The 17,222-nt window shown below is 70.7% G+C and carries 15 protein-coding genes; 9 read left to right on the forward strand and 6 right to left on the reverse strand.

Translation table 11 applies throughout. The annotated features are described in order from the left end of the window. Nucleotides 1–21: 21 nt before the first annotated feature. The 7 genes from CHC09_RS17850 to CHC09_RS17880 are packed head-to-tail and all read left to right on the forward strand — an operon-like array spanning nt 22 to nt 6,818. Nucleotides 22–864 (forward strand): nitrilase-related carbon-nitrogen hydrolase, encoded by an 843-nt coding sequence (locus CHC09_RS17850; RefSeq protein ID WP_089294260.1) that lies wholly within the window; start codon nt 22–24, stop codon nt 862–864. Next, complete coding sequence (hydA, locus tag CHC09_RS17855) at nt 861–2,261, forward strand: dihydropyrimidinase (protein ID WP_089294261.1); 1,401 nt, start codon at nt 861–863, stop codon at nt 2,259–2,261. The genes CHC09_RS17850 and hydA overlap by 4 nt, the downstream gene beginning before the upstream one ends. A 10-nt stretch (nt 2,262–2,271) precedes the next feature. Further along, nucleotides 2,272–3,270, forward strand: coding sequence for a TIGR03842 family LLM class F420-dependent oxidoreductase (locus tag CHC09_RS17860; RefSeq protein ID WP_089294262.1), 999 nt, complete (start codon nt 2,272–2,274; stop codon nt 3,268–3,270). Continuing rightward, nucleotides 3,267–4,109: an ABC transporter permease gene (locus CHC09_RS17865; RefSeq protein WP_089294263.1), complete on the forward strand. Its 843-nt coding sequence runs from the start codon at nt 3,267–3,269 to the stop codon at nt 4,107–4,109. Before CHC09_RS17860 ends, CHC09_RS17865 begins: the two co-directional genes overlap by 4 nt. Further along, a complete protein-coding gene (locus CHC09_RS17870; protein WP_089294264.1) occupies nt 4,106–4,891 on the forward strand; it encodes an ABC transporter ATP-binding protein in 786 nt (261 codons plus the stop codon). The genes CHC09_RS17865 and CHC09_RS17870 overlap by 4 nt, the downstream gene beginning before the upstream one ends. Continuing rightward, on the forward strand, nt 4,888–5,655 hold the full coding sequence (locus CHC09_RS17875) for an ABC transporter permease (RefSeq protein WP_239138448.1): 768 nt from the start codon (nt 4,888–4,890) through the stop codon (nt 5,653–5,655). Before CHC09_RS17870 ends, CHC09_RS17875 begins: the two co-directional genes overlap by 4 nt. Before the next feature lie 29 nt (nt 5,656–5,684). Next, nucleotides 5,685–6,818, forward strand: coding sequence for an ABC transporter substrate-binding protein (locus CHC09_RS17880; protein ID WP_089294265.1), 1,134 nt, complete (start codon nt 5,685–5,687; stop codon nt 6,816–6,818). A gap of 3 nt (nt 6,819–6,821) precedes the next feature. On the opposite strand, the gene CHC09_RS17885 is transcribed toward CHC09_RS17880, so the two are convergent. The 5 genes from CHC09_RS17885 to CHC09_RS17905 form a co-directional block, all read right to left on the reverse strand. Next, a complete protein-coding gene (locus tag CHC09_RS17885) occupies nt 6,822–7,505 on the reverse strand; it encodes a hypothetical protein (RefSeq protein WP_239138447.1) in 684 nt (227 codons plus the stop codon). 135 nt (nt 7,506–7,640) lie between these two features. Then, nucleotides 7,641–8,522: an SCO6745 family protein gene (locus tag CHC09_RS17890; protein WP_203833174.1), complete on the reverse strand. Its 882-nt coding sequence runs from the start codon at nt 8,520–8,522 to the stop codon at nt 7,641–7,643. Next, nucleotides 8,510–9,016, reverse strand: coding sequence for a hypothetical protein (locus CHC09_RS17895; RefSeq protein ID WP_089294268.1), 507 nt, complete (start codon nt 9,014–9,016; stop codon nt 8,510–8,512). The genes CHC09_RS17890 and CHC09_RS17895 overlap by 13 nt, the downstream gene beginning before the upstream one ends. A 43-nt stretch (nt 9,017–9,059) precedes the next feature. Beyond that, nucleotides 9,060–11,357, reverse strand: a complete 2,298-nt coding sequence (locus tag CHC09_RS17900; RefSeq protein WP_089294269.1) for a putative bifunctional diguanylate cyclase/phosphodiesterase — start codon at nt 11,355–11,357, stop codon at nt 9,060–9,062. Further along, nucleotides 11,354–13,192, reverse strand: a complete 1,839-nt coding sequence (locus CHC09_RS17905) for a sensor domain-containing diguanylate cyclase (protein ID WP_089294270.1) — start codon at nt 13,190–13,192, stop codon at nt 11,354–11,356. Before CHC09_RS17905 ends, CHC09_RS17900 begins: the two co-directional genes overlap by 4 nt. Before the next feature lie 166 nt (nt 13,193–13,358). On the opposite strand from CHC09_RS17905, the gene CHC09_RS17910 reads away from it, so the two are divergent. Both CHC09_RS17910 and CHC09_RS17915 read left to right on the forward strand, forming a co-directional pair. Then, on the forward strand, nt 13,359–14,375 hold the full coding sequence (locus CHC09_RS17910) for a hypothetical protein (RefSeq protein WP_089294271.1): 1,017 nt from the start codon (nt 13,359–13,361) through the stop codon (nt 14,373–14,375). A gap of 195 nt (nt 14,376–14,570) precedes the next feature. After that, on the forward strand, nt 14,571–15,968 hold the full coding sequence (locus tag CHC09_RS17915; protein WP_089294272.1) for a serine/threonine-protein kinase: 1,398 nt from the start codon (nt 14,571–14,573) through the stop codon (nt 15,966–15,968). Nucleotides 15,969–16,129: 161 nt separating this feature from the next. Here the strand turns inward: CHC09_RS17915 and CHC09_RS17920 are convergent, their stop codons facing one another. Continuing rightward, nucleotides 16,130–17,065 carry an endonuclease/exonuclease/phosphatase family protein gene (locus tag CHC09_RS17920; protein WP_089294273.1) on the reverse strand — a complete coding sequence of 312 codons (936 nt, stop codon included), beginning with the start codon at nt 17,063–17,065 and terminating at the stop codon, nt 16,130–16,132. Between the last annotated feature and the right edge of the window lie 157 nt (nt 17,066–17,222).

A 17,222-nucleotide genomic window follows, 5' to 3' on the forward strand; every position in this document is an offset into this window, starting at 1 on the left:
GATCAAGAGAGAGGGGCCGCGATGACGACCGGAGTCGTCCGTGCCGCCCTCGTCCAGACCAATTGGACGGGCGACAAGGAATCGATGATCAAAGCGCACGAGGATTACGCCCGTGACGCCGCCGCTCAGGGCGCGAAGGTGATCTGCTTCCAGGAGCTCTTCTACGGGCCCTACTTCTGCCAGGTGCAGGACGCCCAGTTCTACGAGTACGCCGAGTCGATTCCCGGCCCGACGACCGAGCGCTTCCAGGCGCTCGCCGCCGAGCTGGGGATGGTGATGGTCCTGCCGATGTACGAGCAGGAGCAGGAGGGCGTGCTCTACAACACCGCCGCCGTGCTGGACGCCGACGGCACCTACCTCGGCAAGTACCGGAAGAACCACATTCCGCAGGTCAAGGGCTTCTGGGAGAAGTTCTACTTCCGGCCGGGCAACCTCGGCTACCCGGTGTTCGACACCGCTGTCGGCCGGGTCGGCGTCTACATCTGCTACGACCGGCACTTCCCGGAGGGCTGGCGGGCGCTCGGCCTCAACGGCGCGCAGATCGTCTTCAACCCGTCGGCCACCAGTCGCGGCCTGTCGTCGTACCTCTGGCAGCTGGAGCAGCCGGCCAGCGCGGTGGCGAACGAGTACTTCATCGGCGCGATCAACCGGGTCGGCGTCGAGGAGTTGGGCGACAACGACTTCTACGGGCAGTCGTACTTCGTCGATCCGGAGGGCAGGTTCGTCGGCGAGGTCGGCGACACCCACCACCCCGAGCTGATCGTGCGTGACCTGGACCTGAGCCTGCTCAAGACGGTCCGGGACCGCTGGCAGTTCTTCCGCGACCGCCGCCCGGACAGCTACCACGGGCTGGTGCAGCCATGACCACTTTGCTCAAGGGTGGGACTGTCGTCGGGCCGACCGGCGCCGTGCCCGCGGACGTGCTGATCGACGGCGAGACCATCGTGGCGCTCTTCGCCCCCGGCACCGCGCCGGAAGGTCCCGAGATCATCGACGCGACCGGGAAGTACGTGATCCCGGGCGCGGTCGACGCGCACACCCACATGGAGCTGCCGTTCGGCGGCACACACGCCAGTGACACGTTCGACACCGGCACCAGGGCCGCGGCGATCGGCGGCACCACCACGATCATCGACTTCGCGGTGCAGCGCACCGGCGAGGTGGTGCAGGACGGGCTGGCCGCCTGGCACGGCAAGGCGGACGGCAACTGCCACATCGACTACGCGTTCCACCAGATCCTCGGCGGGGTGGACGACGAGTCGCTCAAGGCGATGGATCACCTGGTCAACAACGAGGGGATCACCAGCTTCAAGCTGTTCATGGCGTACCCCGGCGTCTTCTACTCGGACGACGGGCAGATCCTGCGCGCGATGCAGAAGGCGCGAGACAACGGCGCCATGATCATGATGCACGCGGAGAACGGGCCGGCCATCGACGTACTGGTCAAGCAGGCCCTGGAACGCGGCGAGACGGACCCGATCCACCACGGCATCACCCGCCCGCAGGAGCTCGAGGCGGAGGCGACCAGCCGGGCGATCTGGCTGGCCGCGGTCGCCGCCGACTGCCCGCTCTACATCGTGCACCTGTCCGCGTCGAAGGCCCTGGAACAGGTCAGGGCCGCCCGCGACCTGGGCCGCAACGTGTTCGCCGAGACCTGCCCGCAGTACCTCTACCTGACCCTGGAGGACCAGCTCGGCGCGCCCGGCTTCGAGGGCGCCAAGTGGGTCTGCTCGACGCCGCTGCGCAGCAAGCACGAGAGTCACCGCGCCGACCTGTGGCAGGGCCTGCGGACCAACGACCTGTCGGTGGTCTCGACCGACCACTGCCCGTTCTGTTTCAAGGACCAGAAGGAGCTGGGCCTCGGCGACTTCTCCAAGATTCCGAACGGTATCGGCGGCGTCGAGCACCGGGTGGACCTGCTCTACCAGGGCGTCGTCGACGGCAAGCTGTCGCTGGCCCGCTGGGTGGAGACGATCGCGACCACCCCGGCCCGGATGTTCGGCCTCTACCCGAGGAAGGGCGTGATCCAGCCGGGCTCGGACGCCGACATCGTGCTCTACGACCCGAACGGACGCACCCGGATCAGCGTCGAGACGCACCACATGAACATGGACCACTCGGCCTGGGAGGGCTGGGAGATCGACGGCCGGGTCGACACGGTCATCTCGCGCGGCGAGGTGATCGTCGCCGGCGGCGAGTACACCGGGCGGGCCGGGCGCGGCCGGTACGTCAAGCGCGGCCTCTCCGACTACCTGCTCTGAGGGGACTCGTATGGACATCGGAGTGGTACTGCAGAACGACCCACCGGCGCTCGAGATCGTCGAGTGGGCGAAGAAGGCCGAGGCGGCCGGCTTCAGTCATTTCTGGACCTTCGACTCGCACGTGCTCTGGCAGGAGCCGTACGTGGTCTACTCGGCGATCCTCGGCGCGACCGAGCGGATCATGGTCGGGCCGATGGTGACCAACCCGGGCACCCGGGACTGGACGGTCACCGCGTCGACCTTCGCCACCCTCAACGAGATGTACGGCAATCGCACCGTCTGCGGCATCGGCCGGGGCGACTCGGCGCTGCGGGTCCTCGGGCTCACCCCGCAGACCCTCGGGCAGCTGCGCGAGAGCGTGCAGGTGATCAAGGGGCTGGGCAACGGCGAGAAGGTGGCCGTCCGGGGCAACGAGATCCAGCTGGCCTGGGCCTCGGAGAGCCGCCTGGAGGTGTGGGTCGCCGCGTACGGTCCCAAGGCTCTCGCCCTGACCGGGGAGGTCGGCGACGGCTACATCCTGCAGCTGGCCGACCCGGACATCGCGGAGTGGATGATCGGCGCGGTAAGGAAGGCCGCCGTTCTTCACAAGAGGGACCCGGACACCATCAAGTTCTGCGTGGCGGCACCCGCCTACGTCGGCGGCGACCTGGCCCACCAGCGGGACCAGACCCGCTGGTTCGGCGGGATGGTCGGCAACCACGTGGCGGACATCGTGGCCCGGTACGGCGAGGGCGGCGCGGTGCCGCGCGCGCTGACCGACTACATCAAGGCGCGGCAGAGCTACGACTACGCGGAGCACGGTCGGGCCGGCAACGTCCACACCACGTTCGTGCCCGACGAGATCGTCGACCGGTTCTGCGTGCTCGGGCCGGTGGAGAACCACGTCAAGCGGTTGCAGGAGCTGAAGGAGCTGGGGGTCGACCAGTTCGCCGTCTACCTCCAGCACGACGCGAAGCAGGAGACCCTCGCCGCGTACGGCGAGCAGATCATCCCGGCGTTCAGCGGATGAGGAGGGTGCTCGCGGTCCTGGCCGGCCTCCTGACCTTCGCGGTGCTCTGGGAGGGCTACAAGGCGGTCGGCAGCCCGGACGGAACGGTGCTGTTCGGCGTGCGGATCCTGCCGCGCGCCGACGACCTCTCCATGCCGCACCTGCTGACCGTCCTGCGGCGGCTGGGCCGGCCCGAACTGGCCGGCGGTGACCCGGTGTGGCTGGTGGTGCTGCGGGCGTGCCTGTTCACGCTCGGCATCACCGCGGCCGGGTTCGCCGCCGGCGCCCTGGTCGGGCTGCTGCTGGCGGTGGCGATGCAGCGGTTCCGGATCGTCGAGCGCGGGCTGCTGCCGTACGTCGTGCTCTCCCAGACCGTGCCGCTGGTGGCGCTCGCGCCGCTGGTGGCCGGCTGGGGCGGCAGCATCATGCCGCCCTGGGCGACGGTCGCGGTGATCGCGGCGTACCTGGCCTTCTTCCCGATCGCGGTGGGCATGCTGCGGGGTCTGCAGTCCCCGCCCGCCGCCGGGGTGGAGCTGCTGCGCAGTTATGCCGCCGGGTGGTGGCGCACCCTGGTGAAGCTCCGGTTCCCGGCGTCGCTGCCCTACCTGTTCCCGGCGCTGCGGCTGGCCGGCGCGGCGGCGGTGGTCGGCGCGGTGGTCGGCGAGATCTCGACCGGCACCCGGGGCGGGATCGGCCGCCTGATCATCGAGTACTCACGGGAGGCCACCTCGGATCCCGCCAAGGTCTACACGGCGATGCTCGGGGCGGCGCTGCTCGGCCTGCTCGTCGCGGGCGCGGTGAGTCTGCTGGAGATGCCGCTGATGCGCCATCGCCGCCATGTGGAGGTGGCCACGCTATGAGCGCCGTGGAGATCAAAAGTGTCGTCAAAGTCTTCAACCAGGGGCGCGCTGACGAGGTACTCGCTCTCTCCGATGTGGACCTCACGGTGGGCGTCGGCGAGTTCGTCTCGCTGATCGGGCCGTCCGGCTGCGGGAAGAGCACACTGCTGCGGCTGATCGCCGACCTCATCCCGGCGACCACCGGCACGGTGACGGTGGCCGGCAAACCGGCCGGGCAGGCGCGCCGCGAGCAGGCCTACGGCCTCGCCTTCCAGCAGGCCGGCCTCTTCGAATGGCGGACCGTCCGCAGGAACGTGGAGCTTCCCCTCGAACTGCGCGGGATCGGCAGGGCCGAACGCAGGGCCCGCGCCGAGGAGATGCTGGCCCTGGTCGGCCTCGCCGAGTTCGCCGGCCACTACCCCGGCCAGCTCTCCGGCGGCATGCAGCAGCGGGTCGCGATCGCCCGGGCCCTCGCGGTGCAGCCGCCGCTGCTGCTGATGGACGAGCCGTTCGGCGCGCTCGACGAGATGACCCGGGAACGCCTGCAGTCCGAGCTGCTGTCGATCTGCGCGAAGACCGGCACCAGCACCGTCTTCGTCACCCACTCGATCTCGGAGGCCGTCTTCCTCTCCGACCGGGTGGTGGTGATGTCCGCCCGGCCCGGCCGGATCACCGCCGCCATCGAGGTCGGGCTGCCGTCGCGGGACGAGGCCGCACGCCAGTCCCCGGCGTTCTTCGACCGGATCACCGAGGTCCGCCGGGCGCTGCGCGGCGCGCCGCTGGCATCGGAGGCGACCAATTGACGCGTACGATCGGACGCGCCCTGCCCCCGCTCCTCTTCGGCGTCCTGGCCCTGGCCGGGTGGGAGCTCTTCGTCAAGCTCGGCCGGGTCGCCCCGTTCATCCTCCCGGCCCCGTCGGCGATCTGGACGGAGCTGGTCGAGCAGCGCGGCAACGTCTGGGACGCGGCCCTGGCCAGCGGCCGGAACGCGCTGATCGGCCTGATCGGCGGCGCCCTGGTCGCGATCCTCGCGGCACTGGCCGCCGGCCGGTTCCGGGCCCTGGGCGAGATCTCGGTGCCGTTCGCGGCGGTGTTCAACGCGCTGCCGATCATCGCGCTCGCCCCGATCCTGAACAACATGTTCGAGTCGACCAGCAGCGTCCCGCGTCGCCTGGTCACCGGCATCGTGGTGTTCTTCCCGGTCTTCCTGAACACACTGCGCGGCCTGCGCGAGGTGGATCCGGTGCACCAGGAGCTGATGCGCACCTACGCGGCGAGCGGCTGGACGTTCGCGGTCAAGGTGCGCCTGCCCGGCGCCCTCCCGCACCTGTTCACCGGGCTGCGGCAGGCCTCGTCGCTGGCCGTCATCGCGGCGGTCGTCGCCGAGTACTTCGGCGGGCTGCAGGACGGGCTCGGGTCGCGGATCACCTCGGCGGCGGCCTTCACCGCGTACCCGAGAGCCTGGGCCTTCGTTGTCGGCGCCTGTCTCCTGGGGCTCGCCTTCTACCTGGTGACGCTCCTGGTGGAGCGTCTGGCGATGCCGTGGCGTGAGCGGCTGATCGCCTGATTCCCCCGCACCGTTTCGAGGAGGATGTTGTGCCACGTAACCGGATAATCGCCGCTGTAGCCGCCGCTTCCGTTCTTGTGCTCACCGCATGCGGCACCGCGGACACCCCCACCGCCACCGCCCCCAGCGGCGCGCTCCTGCCGGTCAAACTGCAGCTCCAGTGGTTCTACCAGGCCCAGTTCGCCGGCTACATCGCCGCTGTCGACCAGGGCTTCTACCGGGCGCAGGGCCTGGACGTGACCCTGCTGGAGGGCGGGGTCGACATCGTCCCGCAGACCGTGCTCGCCCAGGGCAAGGCCGACTACGCGGTGGCCTGGGTGCCCAAGGCGCTCGCGTCCCGGGAGCAGGGCGCCGGGATCACCGACGTCGGGCAGATCTTCGCCCGCTCCGGCACCTATCAGGTCGCCTGGAAGACGAGCGGCATCAGCACCGCCGCGGACCTGAAGGGCAAGAAGGTCGGCAACTGGGGCTTCGGCAACGAGTTCGAGCTGTTCGCCGGCATGACCAAGGCCGGGCTGAACCCGGGCAAGGATGTCACCCTGGTGCAGCAGCAGTTCGACATGCAGGCGCTGCTGAAGAAGGAGATCGACGCCGCCCAGGCGATGAGCTACAACGAGTACGCCCAGCTCCTGGAGGCGAAGAACCCGGCCACCGGCAAGCTGTACACCGCCGACGACTTCTCGATCATCGATTGGAAGACCCAGGGCTCGTCGATGCTGCAGGACGCGGTCTGGGCGAACACCGCGAAGCTCGGTGATCCGGCGTACCAGCAGCAGACCGTGAAGTTCCTGACCGCCACGATCCAGGGCTGGGCGTTCTGCCGGGACAACGCGGAGAAGTGCCGTGACCTGGTCGTCGCCAAGGGCTCCAAGCTCGGTAAGAGTCACCAGCTGTGGCAGATGAACGAGGTCAACAAGCTGATCTGGCCGGCGGCCGGCGGGATCGGCGTGGTCGACGGGGCGGCCTGGCAGCAGACCGTGGAGATCTCGCAGACCACCAGGAACCAGACCGGCGACACGGTGCTGAAGAAGGCGCCGGAGGGCCTGGCCTACACCAACGACTACATCAACCAGGCGATCGACCGGGCCAAGGCCGCGGGCGTCGACGTCAACGGCGCCGGCTTCCAGCCCGCCACGGTGACCCTCACCGAGGGCGGTGCCTGACGGCTAGACCGGGATGATGCGAGCCGCGAGGGCGATCGTGATCAGGTCGCCCTCGCGAAGCTTCTCCGCCGCACCCGGATCACCGTAGGCCTCCAGGCGCAACGCGGACGCCTCGATCAGGGCCGCCTCACCCGCCAGCAAGCGGCGCGCGAACCCTGCCTGGGCCGGGCTGAGTTCCGCGTACGCGAGCTGGCCCAGCGCGTTGGCCGTCGCCTCGTCGAGAGCGTCGGCCATCGCCCGCTCGGTGACGACCTTCAGCAGCCAGCTTGGCCACCACGCGTACTGGCCGACCACCTGGCCCGAGCGCAGGGCCTTCGCCGGCTCCTGCCCGGCGATCAGGAGCTTCACCGCGAGGTTGCTGTCGAATTTCTCCAGCCGCAGCGCGCTCATGAAGCATTGCAGCATCGGCTCCACCTTCAGGAACTCCTGGGCCTCGTGAGCCGCTTCGCCGGGCTTGCCCTCCAACAGAAGAATCGCAGCGCGCTCCTCGTGCAGCACGACATCCTCGCCGGAGGTCTTCTCGATCCGCGCCACCGTGGCGACGAGCCGTTCCACAGAACTGGCCGACCGCTCAGCCAGCTCCTTGGCCTGAGGCTTGTTCAGGTGCCGGACCCGCAACTCCAGCGCGGCCTCGACCTCTCGTCGCAGCAGCGGCGCCGAGATCTTGCGAGAGATCTCGGAGCCCAAGCTCTCGGTGATTATGGCGAGGTCGAACTTCTCGGATGCCTGTTGGAACTGATCCCACCACGCTACTGGCTGCTGCTGTCCAATCACACAACCAAGAGTGACCCACTGATCACTCTGCGACAAGTGGTTCGGCCATCAGCCGGAATGCGGTCTCTCACTCGCGGCCTTGCTCAACCCAGCCGTATCCAGCAGGCCCGCCTTCACGATCGTCCGGCTCAGCGGGCGGGTCAGCTCGGCCAGCCGCAGGCAGCCCCGCTCGCCGAGCGTCTCGTACGCCGGGTCGGCCAGCCGATCGGTGGTCGCCTCCAGCTCCGCCCGCAGGCGGCGGCCCTCGCCGGAGAGCTCGTCGCCGGCGAGCAACCCCCGCTCGCGCAGCCCCTCGGCGGCGGCCGCCCACCGGTCGGGGCTCCAGCCCCGGGTGGCCCGCAGGAACCTGCTGTCGGCGCCGGCCGCGACGTGCAGGATGATCGCCTCCAGGCCGCTGATCCCGGCGGCCATCAGCGCCGCGACATGCCCGTCGCCACGGAACTCGCGCAACAGCGTCTGTGCGTGGAAGAGCACCAGGTGCGGAGCCTGCGGCCAGGGCAGCTCCGCGTGCGCGGCGAACAGCGGCCGCCCGCTCGGGATCTCGGCCGCGTGCAGCGCCGCCGTGCGGGCCAGCCCGGCCGCCTCGGCCACCTCCGGGCCGGCCAGCGTGTCCGCGCCCAGCCCGCGGGTCAGTGCCCGGTCGGCGATCTCCAGCCGGGCCGCGATCATCTGCGCCGGGTTCACCGTCGACCAGGCCGCCGGCAGTGCCCGGGCGATCACCGCGGGGTTGAAGTTGTAGAAGGTGGCCGCGACCAGCCCCGGACCGGCCTCGCCGAACGCGGCGCCCCGGGCGGCGAAATAGCCGGCCATCGGGTCCAGCCCGGCCCGGGCGTAGACCTCCGACGCCTCCGGCACCAGGTAGACCAGGGCGTGCAGCGGCTCGGTGACGCGCCAGGCCAGGCGGGACGGGCTCTCGGTCACGGATTCCACGGCAGCTCCTCGGCCTCGGCGACGACCGGGCCTGTCCCGGAGTGCTCCGGGGCGGGCCGTTCGGACACCGTATGCCACTTCCCGGAGCGGCGCGCCGCCTGCCTGGTCACCATGTGCACCGGCAGCGGCGGGGGCGGGAACGGTCCGGGGCCCCAGCGGACCCAGATCGCCACCCGGCCGGCGGCTGCCTCGGCGAGCAGCTTGTCGACCGTGCGCTGCCGGTCCAGGCGGTCCACCTCGATCGCGACCGGGGCGACGCCGCCGGGCCGGGCACAGGCCACGTCCAGCACGGAGTTTCCGCGCAGCGGCGGCGGCAGCGGAAAGACGCTGGGCGCCCGGCGGTAGACCCGCCACTGCCGCTCGGTCGCCCACTGCTCGATCGCGTCGACGATCCGGGCCGTGGCCTCGTTCTCGGTCAGGTCGGCGAAGGTGACCCGTTCCAGCCAGGCTGCCAGCGAATCCGCCGTGCCGGTTCCGTCGTCCGCGATGTCCATCGCCGGTACCTTATCGGGATTTCGCACTCGGTTTTCCGACCGGTCACGCGACGAGGGGAACGCGCTGCCGCTGGTCCAGCAGCCGGGCGGTGAACTCCTCCGAGCTGACCGGCCGGCCCAGGTGATAGCCCTGGCCGACGGTGTAACCCAGCTTGAGCAGCCGCTCCACCTGCTCCTGGTTCTCGATCCCCTCGGCCACGGTGGCCAGGCCCAGCGCGTCGGCGAGCTGGACCACCGCGCGGGCCACGGCCTGCCGGGCCCCGGCCGCCGCGCTGTCCGGCTCGTCGAGCTCGATGTTGTCGACGAACGACTTGTCCAGCTTGACGACCGCGGCCGGGAACGCGCGCAGCAGGCTGAGCGACGACTCGCCCGTGCCGAAGTCGTCCAGCGCCAGCCGCACGCCCATCTCGTGCAGTTCGTGCAGCACCCGGAGCACCTGGTGGCCGCGGAGCACGGCGGACTCGGTCAGCTCCAGGACCAGCCGGTTCGGCGGCAGGCCGCTGTCGGCGAGCGCGGCCCGTACGTCGGCGACGAAGTCCGGGTCGTGCAGCTGCCGGATCGAGACGTTCGGGGCGGCCTTCTCCAGCGCCTCCGGCCCGAACCGCTCGAGCCAGGCGGCGGCCTGCCGGCACGTCTCCCGCAGCACCCACCGGCCGAGCGGGACGATGAGGCCGCTCCGCTCGGCGGCCGGGATGAAGTCGGCCGGCGACACCATGCCGCGCTCCGGGTGGATCCAGCGGGCGAGGGCCTCCACCCCCGTGATCCGGCCGGTCCGCAGGTCCACGATCGGCTGGTAGACCAGCTTGAACTCGCCGGCGTTCAGGGCCCGGCGCAGGTCTCCGCCGAGCTGGGCGTGCGCCTGGGCGGGCTTCTCCATGCCGGCGGCGAAGCGGACCCAGTTGGCCTTGCCACGCTGTTTGGCGGTGTACATCGCGGCGTCCGCGGCGCGCAGCAGGTGGCTGGCCGGGGTGCCGGCCGGCGCCGACGCGATGCCGGCGCTGGCGTGCACCAGCAGCCGGTGCGCGCCGATCGGTGTGGCGATCTCCGTCATGATCCGCTCGGCCACCGCCTCGTCCCGGCCCGGCGTGGTGACCAGCACCGCGAACTCGTCGCCGGCCAGCCGGGCCGGCACGCCGTCGGCCCCGGCCGCGGCACGCAGGACGCCGGCGAACGCGATCAGCAGCTCGTCGCCGACGTCGTGGCCGAGCGAGTCGTTGACCGTGTTGAAGTCGTCCAGGTCGACCAGGAGCACGGTGGCGGCACCGGCGGCCAGGACGGTGTCCAGGCGTTCCCGGAACAGCACCCGGTTGCCCAGGCCGGTCAGGGCGTCGTGGGTGGCCTCGTAGCGCAGGCGGGACTCGGACGCCTCACGCTCGCGCAGCAGCCGGGCGTTGTCCCGGTTGACCAGGTACTGACGCAACGACACGAGCATGGTGACGGTGGCGGCCGCGCCGGCCACCAGCCGGATCTCCGGGGTTCCGCCGTGCACCGCCGGCGTGCCGAAGATGACGTCAGCGAGCGGGACTTCGACCGCCAGCACGGTGAGATAGGGCAGCCAGACGTTACCGCGGCGGGTCGGCGGGCGCCCGGCCGCGTTCCGTTGCCGGTAGGCCGCGACGGTCACCAGCAGCGGCACCAGCGGCAGGCACAACGCCTGCCCGGGCAGGATCCCGTCGTAGCCGTACTTGCCGTGCAGCAGCGCCACCCCGCCCGTCGCCAGCCCCACCGACGCGACCATGCGGACCGCGATCCGATCCACCGGGCCGCCGACGATGTAGGAGACCTTGGTGATCGCGCCGGCCGCGAAGGCGAACGACAGCATCATGATGATCAGAGTCGTCGGCTTCCACGGCACGTCCGCGGTCAGCAGCGGAAACAGGCCGAAGTGCCAGAGCACCGCGAAGCAGCCGAGGAACGCGATGGTCCGGTCCAGCCACTGCCGGACCCGTTCGCGGCGGCTGGTCACACCGAGCGGGACCCGGGCGACCGCCCAGATGGCGGCGAGCAGCCCGGCGCAGGTGAACATCGCGCCCGCCGTCGGCATGGACGGCATGTCCGGCGTCGGGGTAAGGGCCGCCCACGCGAGGAGCGCGAACCCGATGGTCCCCAGCAGGCAGCCGACCTCGATGGCCCGCCAGAACCGGAGGCCGACCGGGGTCAGCGACGTCTCGCGGCGCAGGGCACGCACGGAGAGTGCGGCGACACCGGTGGCGAGCGGCATGAACACGTAGCCGACGGCGATCGGGCCGAGGCCGGTCGTCGCCCACAGCACCAACCAGAGGGCGCTGAGCAGCACGAGCGTCCCGGTGACCACGGCATGACGCCAGGGCCGGGTCGTCACGCGAGCTCCCGGGAGCGTTGCTTGTCGGCGTACATCCGCAGGTCGGCGTTGTGCAGCAGGCTGTCCTGCCGTTCGGCCGGGCCGGACGCGACGCCAACGCTGGCGCCGACCACGAGCCGGTGGCCGCCGACCTCGACGGGCTCGGTCAGGGCCGCGTGGAAACGGCCGGCGATCCGGTCCGCCTCGTCGGCGCCGTCCTCGACCAGCACCGCGAACTCGTCCCCGCCGAGGCGGGCCACCAGGTCGTCGGGGCCGGAACCGGCCAGCAGCCGCTGGGCCACGTAGCGCAGCACCGCGTCTCCGGCGGCATGGCCGTACGTGTCATTGATCTGCTTGAACCCGTTGAGGTCCACCAGCAGCACCGCGACCTCGGCGGTCCCGGCCGCGCGGATCCGATCGGTGAACAGCCGCCGGTTCGCCAGGCCGGTGAGCGCGTCGTGCCCGGCCTGGAAGCGCAGCCGTTCGCGCAGCTCCCGCTCCTCGGTCATGTCCCGGGCGTTGATCACCACGCCGCCGATGCCGCGCTCCTCGACCAGGTTGACCGCGACCACGGAGAGCCAGCGCCAGCTGTCGTCCTCGTGCCGTACCCGCATCTCGAAGGTCGCCTTCGTCCCCGGCGTGGCGTACACCTCGGCCATCTCGGCGGCCACACGCGGCACGTCCCCCAGATGGATCAGCTCCAGCATGGGCCGGCCCAGGTACTCGTCCACGGTGCCGCCGACGATCCGCTCGACGGCCGGATTCATGTATCCGACGATGCCGGCGGTGCTGACGATGGCGGTGATGTCGGAGGCGTGCCGGAGCAGCGCCTCCTGCCGGCGCTCCCGGTGGCGGATCTCGGCGAGGCTCTCGTCGAGCCGGTCCAGCAGGGTGTTGTTCTCGGCCAGCGCCAGCAGTTGCCGGGCGACCACCAGGGTCACGTTGAGCAGCAGGCCGACCAGAGCGCCCCAGGCGGTCAGCCCGAGACCCTCGGCGAGCAGCACCGCCACCAGGATCGCGGCGCAGAGCGCCGTGCCGAGGTAGGGCAGCCAGCTGTAACGCCGTCCGGACCCGGTCCCGCGCCGCGCCTGCTCGCCCCGCCCGGCGCGCATCTCCAGCGTCTGCATCCGCGGCGCGGCGACGATGAACAGGCACGGGATGATCACCAACAGGGCCGGCACGACGACGCCGTCGACGCTGGCGGTGGAGAGCAGCGCGTTGCCGAGCGCCTGGGTGCCGGCGGAGACGATGATCGGGACGGCGGCCGGCATGACGAGCGGGCTGACGCCGCTCAGACCGAACCGCACGGCCAGGAAGGCGCTGCAGAGCGCCACGCCACAGCCGAACAGCGCGGGGTAGTAACCGGCCGGGCCGGCCTCCACCACGCTGTGCCGGGTCAGCAGGCACCAGACCAGCACACCGGCCCCGGTGTTCACCATCGCCGCGTCCAGCGCGACCCGGATCCGGCCGCCCCGCGACCACTTCTGGTTGGGATGGAAGAGCGCCACGGCACAGACCAGCAGTACGCCCCCGACCGCGCAGACGATCTGCATGGGATGCAGGACGAACTCCCTCAGCCCGCCGGTCAGCTCATAGACGAGTTGGGTGAGGTCGCCGGTCGCGAAGATCAGTCCGGCCGCGCCCATCGACCGCCAGAACCGGCGGGTCGCCCGGGGCAGGCCGGGAGTCCGCCACACCTGCCGGGCGAGCGCGAAGAACGACAGGTCGGCGAGGGGCACGACGACCCAGCAGAGCAGGATCCGCTCCCGGTCGGTGCCCAGACCGAGGGCGTAGAAGCCGCATACCGCCGCCGTCACCAGAGCCAGCGGGCCGAGCACTCGGTCACGCCAGAGCATCTCCGCCTCCTGCCATCACTCGGCCCACGACCTGTCCGAGGCTCGATCGGCGCGGTGATCCACGCGTTTAGGGTTTCCGCGTCCGGCCTTGCGATGAACTTCGCCCGATGGTCATCGAACACCCCTATATTCATTGATCTGAATCTCTTGACAGAGGGGGAAGTCGATGCGACTGAGCGGTGCGATCATCGCCGGAGTACTGCTGGCGGCCGTGGGGGCCGTCCCGGCGCGGGCCGCGGCGAGCAACGCCGATCTGGCGCTGCGCTGGGCGCCGATCCACTACCAGGACGTGGACGCGACCGGCAGTCACGCCCTCGGCGGGAAGTCCGACTACATCACCCGCTATGACTTCGACGGTGATCTGAACGGGCGGAACAACTGGGACAACGCCGGACAGGAGAGCACCGCGTACGCGTACTACTCGGTGGTGGAGACCGGCACGCACTGGTACCTGACGTACTTCTTCTTCCACCCGCGCGACTGGGTCGACCACCCGTTCTTCGAGACCGAGCACGAGAACGACGGCGAGGGGCTGCTGGAGATCGTCGAGAAGGACGGCTCGGAGTACGGGCAGTTGCGCGCGGCGGTCACGGTGGCGCACAGCGACTTCTACTCGTACACGCCGGCCGGCAGCACCTGGACCTCCGGAGGCGAGACGATCGACGGCACCCTGCAGACCCAGTCGTCGCCGCACGACTCGTTCCAGCACCCGGTGACCGCGCAGGAGGCCAAGGGCCACGGACTGAAGGCGTACCCGCAGTACACCATCAACGGCGACGGGATCGTCTACTACCCGTCGACCGTCGCCGAGGCCCCGTCCGGCACGAACGACCGGGACGTCCGCTACAAGCTGGTCGACATCTTCGCCTCCGGCGGGATGTGGGCGCAGCGCACCAACACGAACCTGTTCGCGGCGCTGGGGACGTTCGCCGGGGACACCACCGGCGGCTGTGGCACCGGCACCTACGGCTGCGGCACCAACTCGGCGAACGCGCCGTGGGGCTGGGACGACGGGAACGACACGCCGGCCCGTGGTGAGCTCGCGACCGATCCGGCCAAGCTGGCCGTCGCGTACTTCACCGTGCCCGGGTCGCTGTCCCGGACCTACACCGCCAACGGGTACGCCGTCGCGGCCGCCGCACTGCGCGCCGCCGCCGAGACCCTTCCCCGGACCATCGACTGATCCACTGTCCAGCGGGCACCCCGATAAAACACCACTGATACGGAGAAATCAGTAGATTTTCCGGCGCCGCTGAGCCTGCGGCGCCGGAAAATCTTGGTTCCACCGGCCACAAAGGCGCTCCGCCACCCGGCGAAGTGGAGCCGGCCCTCGGACCTCCGGTTGACACGCGGGGCCGTGCTGGGCGAATGTTCCGGCATGCACGATGTTTGGCCGGCGCCGGGTGCCCTTCTGGTCTCGCGGTACCGCCTCGTCACGTTGCTGGAGACCGGCGGCATGGCGCAGGTCTGGCAGGCCACCGACGACCTGCTCGACCGCCCGGTCGCGGTCAAGCTCCCGGCCGGCGACATCCGTGCCGCGCACCTGGCCTGGCGGGAGGCGCGCCTCGCGGCCCGGCTCTCGCACCCGGGCATCGCGGCCGTGCACGACTACCGGGAGGCCGTCCGCCCGGACGGCTCGGTGGTCCCGTTCGTCGTGATGGAGCTGCTCGCCGGCGAGACCGTCGCGGCCCGGCTCTGCGACGGCCCGATCCCATGGCCGGCCGCCGCCGCGGTCGGTGCCGCGGTCGCCGGGGCCCTCGCCGCCGCGCACGCCGCCGGGGTGGTGCACCGGGACATCAAGCCGGGCAACGTGATGCTCTGCGAGGGCGGCGTGAAGCTGCTCGACTTCGGGATCAGCGCGGCCGCCGGGGAGCCGGACGACGACGACACCGGGGCCACGTTCGGGACGCCGGCGTACGCCGCCCCGGAGCGCCTGGACGGCAAGCCCGCCGAGCCCGCCACCGACCTGTACGGCCTCGGGGTGCTGCTCTTCGAGATGGTCGACGGGGAGCCGCCGTACAGCGTGGACACCTGGGAGGAACTGGCCCTGGCCCGCCAGGCCGGGCCCACCACCCTGCCCCGGGGTCTGCCCGGACCTCTGACCGAGCTCATCCACCGCTGCCTGGACGACGACCCGGAGCGCCGGCCGTCCGCGGCCGAGGCCTGGAAGGCGCTCACCGAGCTGGCCCCGTCGCAGAACAAGAGGACGCCGACCGTGCCGCTGCCCGGGGCCCGGCCGACCGGGCACGCCCGGGTTCCGGCCGTGGAGCCGCCCGGGCCGATCACCCGCGGCCGCAAGATCGCCGTGGGAGCGGCGGTGGCCGCGACGGCTATCGGGTTCCTGGCCCTGGTCCACGTGGTGTCGCAGTCCGGTGACGACCTGACCCAGCCCCCGGTGGTGCCCTCGGCCGCACCCTCGGCCACGGCCTTCGCGCAGCCGCCGTCGGCTCCCGCCGTGGAGAAGGCGACCGTGTCCCCGTCCGTGAAGAGGACGACCGCCTCGCCGACCGTGACGCTGACCGTCGACGCCGCCCTGACACGCGTGCGGACCGCGATCGACCAGGGCGAACGGGCCGGGGACCTCCGTCCGGACGTAGCGCAGGATTTCCGGAATCTTCTGGGCCAGCTGTCCATCCAGGACAACCCGGACATTCGCGGTCAGGTCGACCTGCTCCGCAAGAAGATCCGGCAACGGCTCAGCGAGGGCGGCATCACCGCCGACCGGGCCGCGGTCCTGCAGGGCCGCCTGGACGATCTCGCCAGAGCCGGCACCTGAAATTCCCGGGTACGACGACGGAGCCCCGCGCCCAGGCTCGAGCCAGCCCCCGTGACACCCTCACGCAAGGCCCACGGCAGGCTCGGCTGGTCTGCACGGTCGTATCGGCGGCCTCGAGCCGACCGTGACGCCCAGCCGAACCGCCGGCGCGGGCGATGCCGCTATGAGGTCGTCACCGTCACGGTGCCGCGGACGAGACGGTGGTCGGAGCAGGGGCCACCGCACGAGTTCGAGATGGCGACGCTGTCCGCGTCGTACGTCGTGTAGCGGTTCTCCCGGACGAAGATGAGGTCGAGCTTCTTGCCGAGCCCGCACGGCCCTTCGGTGTTGCCGGCCGGGGAGGTCGTCTCCCCGTACCCGTAGCAGTGGAAATCGGTGTCGTCGAGCTCGCGGTAGTGGCCCCGGTTGCCGGCGTTGTTCGCGTGGTCGAGCGTGCTGGAGTACCAGCGGTCCATCCGGCCGTAGTTCGGCTGGGCGTTGAAGTCACCGCCGATGATGACGGTGTAGCCGTCCCGCTCGAACTCCTCGACCCGGTCCAGCACGTACTGCAGCTGGATGCCGTTGATGCCGACGACACCGTTCTCACCGGTGTTCAGGTGGGTGATGTGGGTGGTACAGAACTTCACCTTCGGCTGATCGGCCGGCGGGGCGCAGATCAGCTTGCGCTGTTCCACCCGGCCGTCATCGGGGAGCGTGAAGCGGCTGGCGTTACCGAACGGGGTCCGGCTGAAGATGGCGATGCCGCCGGACTTGCTGTTGCAGCTGCCATCGCGGCCGTCGTTGGTGGCCTCGAAACGGGAGAAGTTACTCGAATCCTGCGGCCAGCCCTGCGCCCGGAGCGCGTCCTGCACCGCGTGCAATTGATCGAAGCAGAGTTCGTTGAGGGCGAAGAAGTCCGCGTTCGCGTCGTTGACGGCTTTGACGACCGCGGCCGCGAGCCCATCGGTGGCCGAGCCCCGGTGCAGGGTCCACCCGGCCACGTTCCAGGTCATCACCCGGTACGTCAGGTTGTTCGCCGCTTTCGCCGGAGCCGGGCCGGTGAGTACCAGCAGAATCGCCGTCGCGGCGGCCGCGGCGGCACGGAACAGTTTTCTCATGATCCCCCCGATTGAAGATCCTGATTGTATGCACACCCGCCGGCAGCGCGGTGACCGGCCCCGTGGCCACCACTGACTCTTACCATGATGAATATGCTGTTAACCTTTTCGAATGATCGTGGCCTTGACCTCCATCGATGCCTTGACTTAATTTGAA

Source organism: Actinoplanes regularis (genome assembly GCF_900188005.1).
Taxonomy (GTDB): Bacteria; Actinomycetota; Actinomycetes; order Mycobacteriales; family Micromonosporaceae; genus Actinoplanes; species Actinoplanes regularis.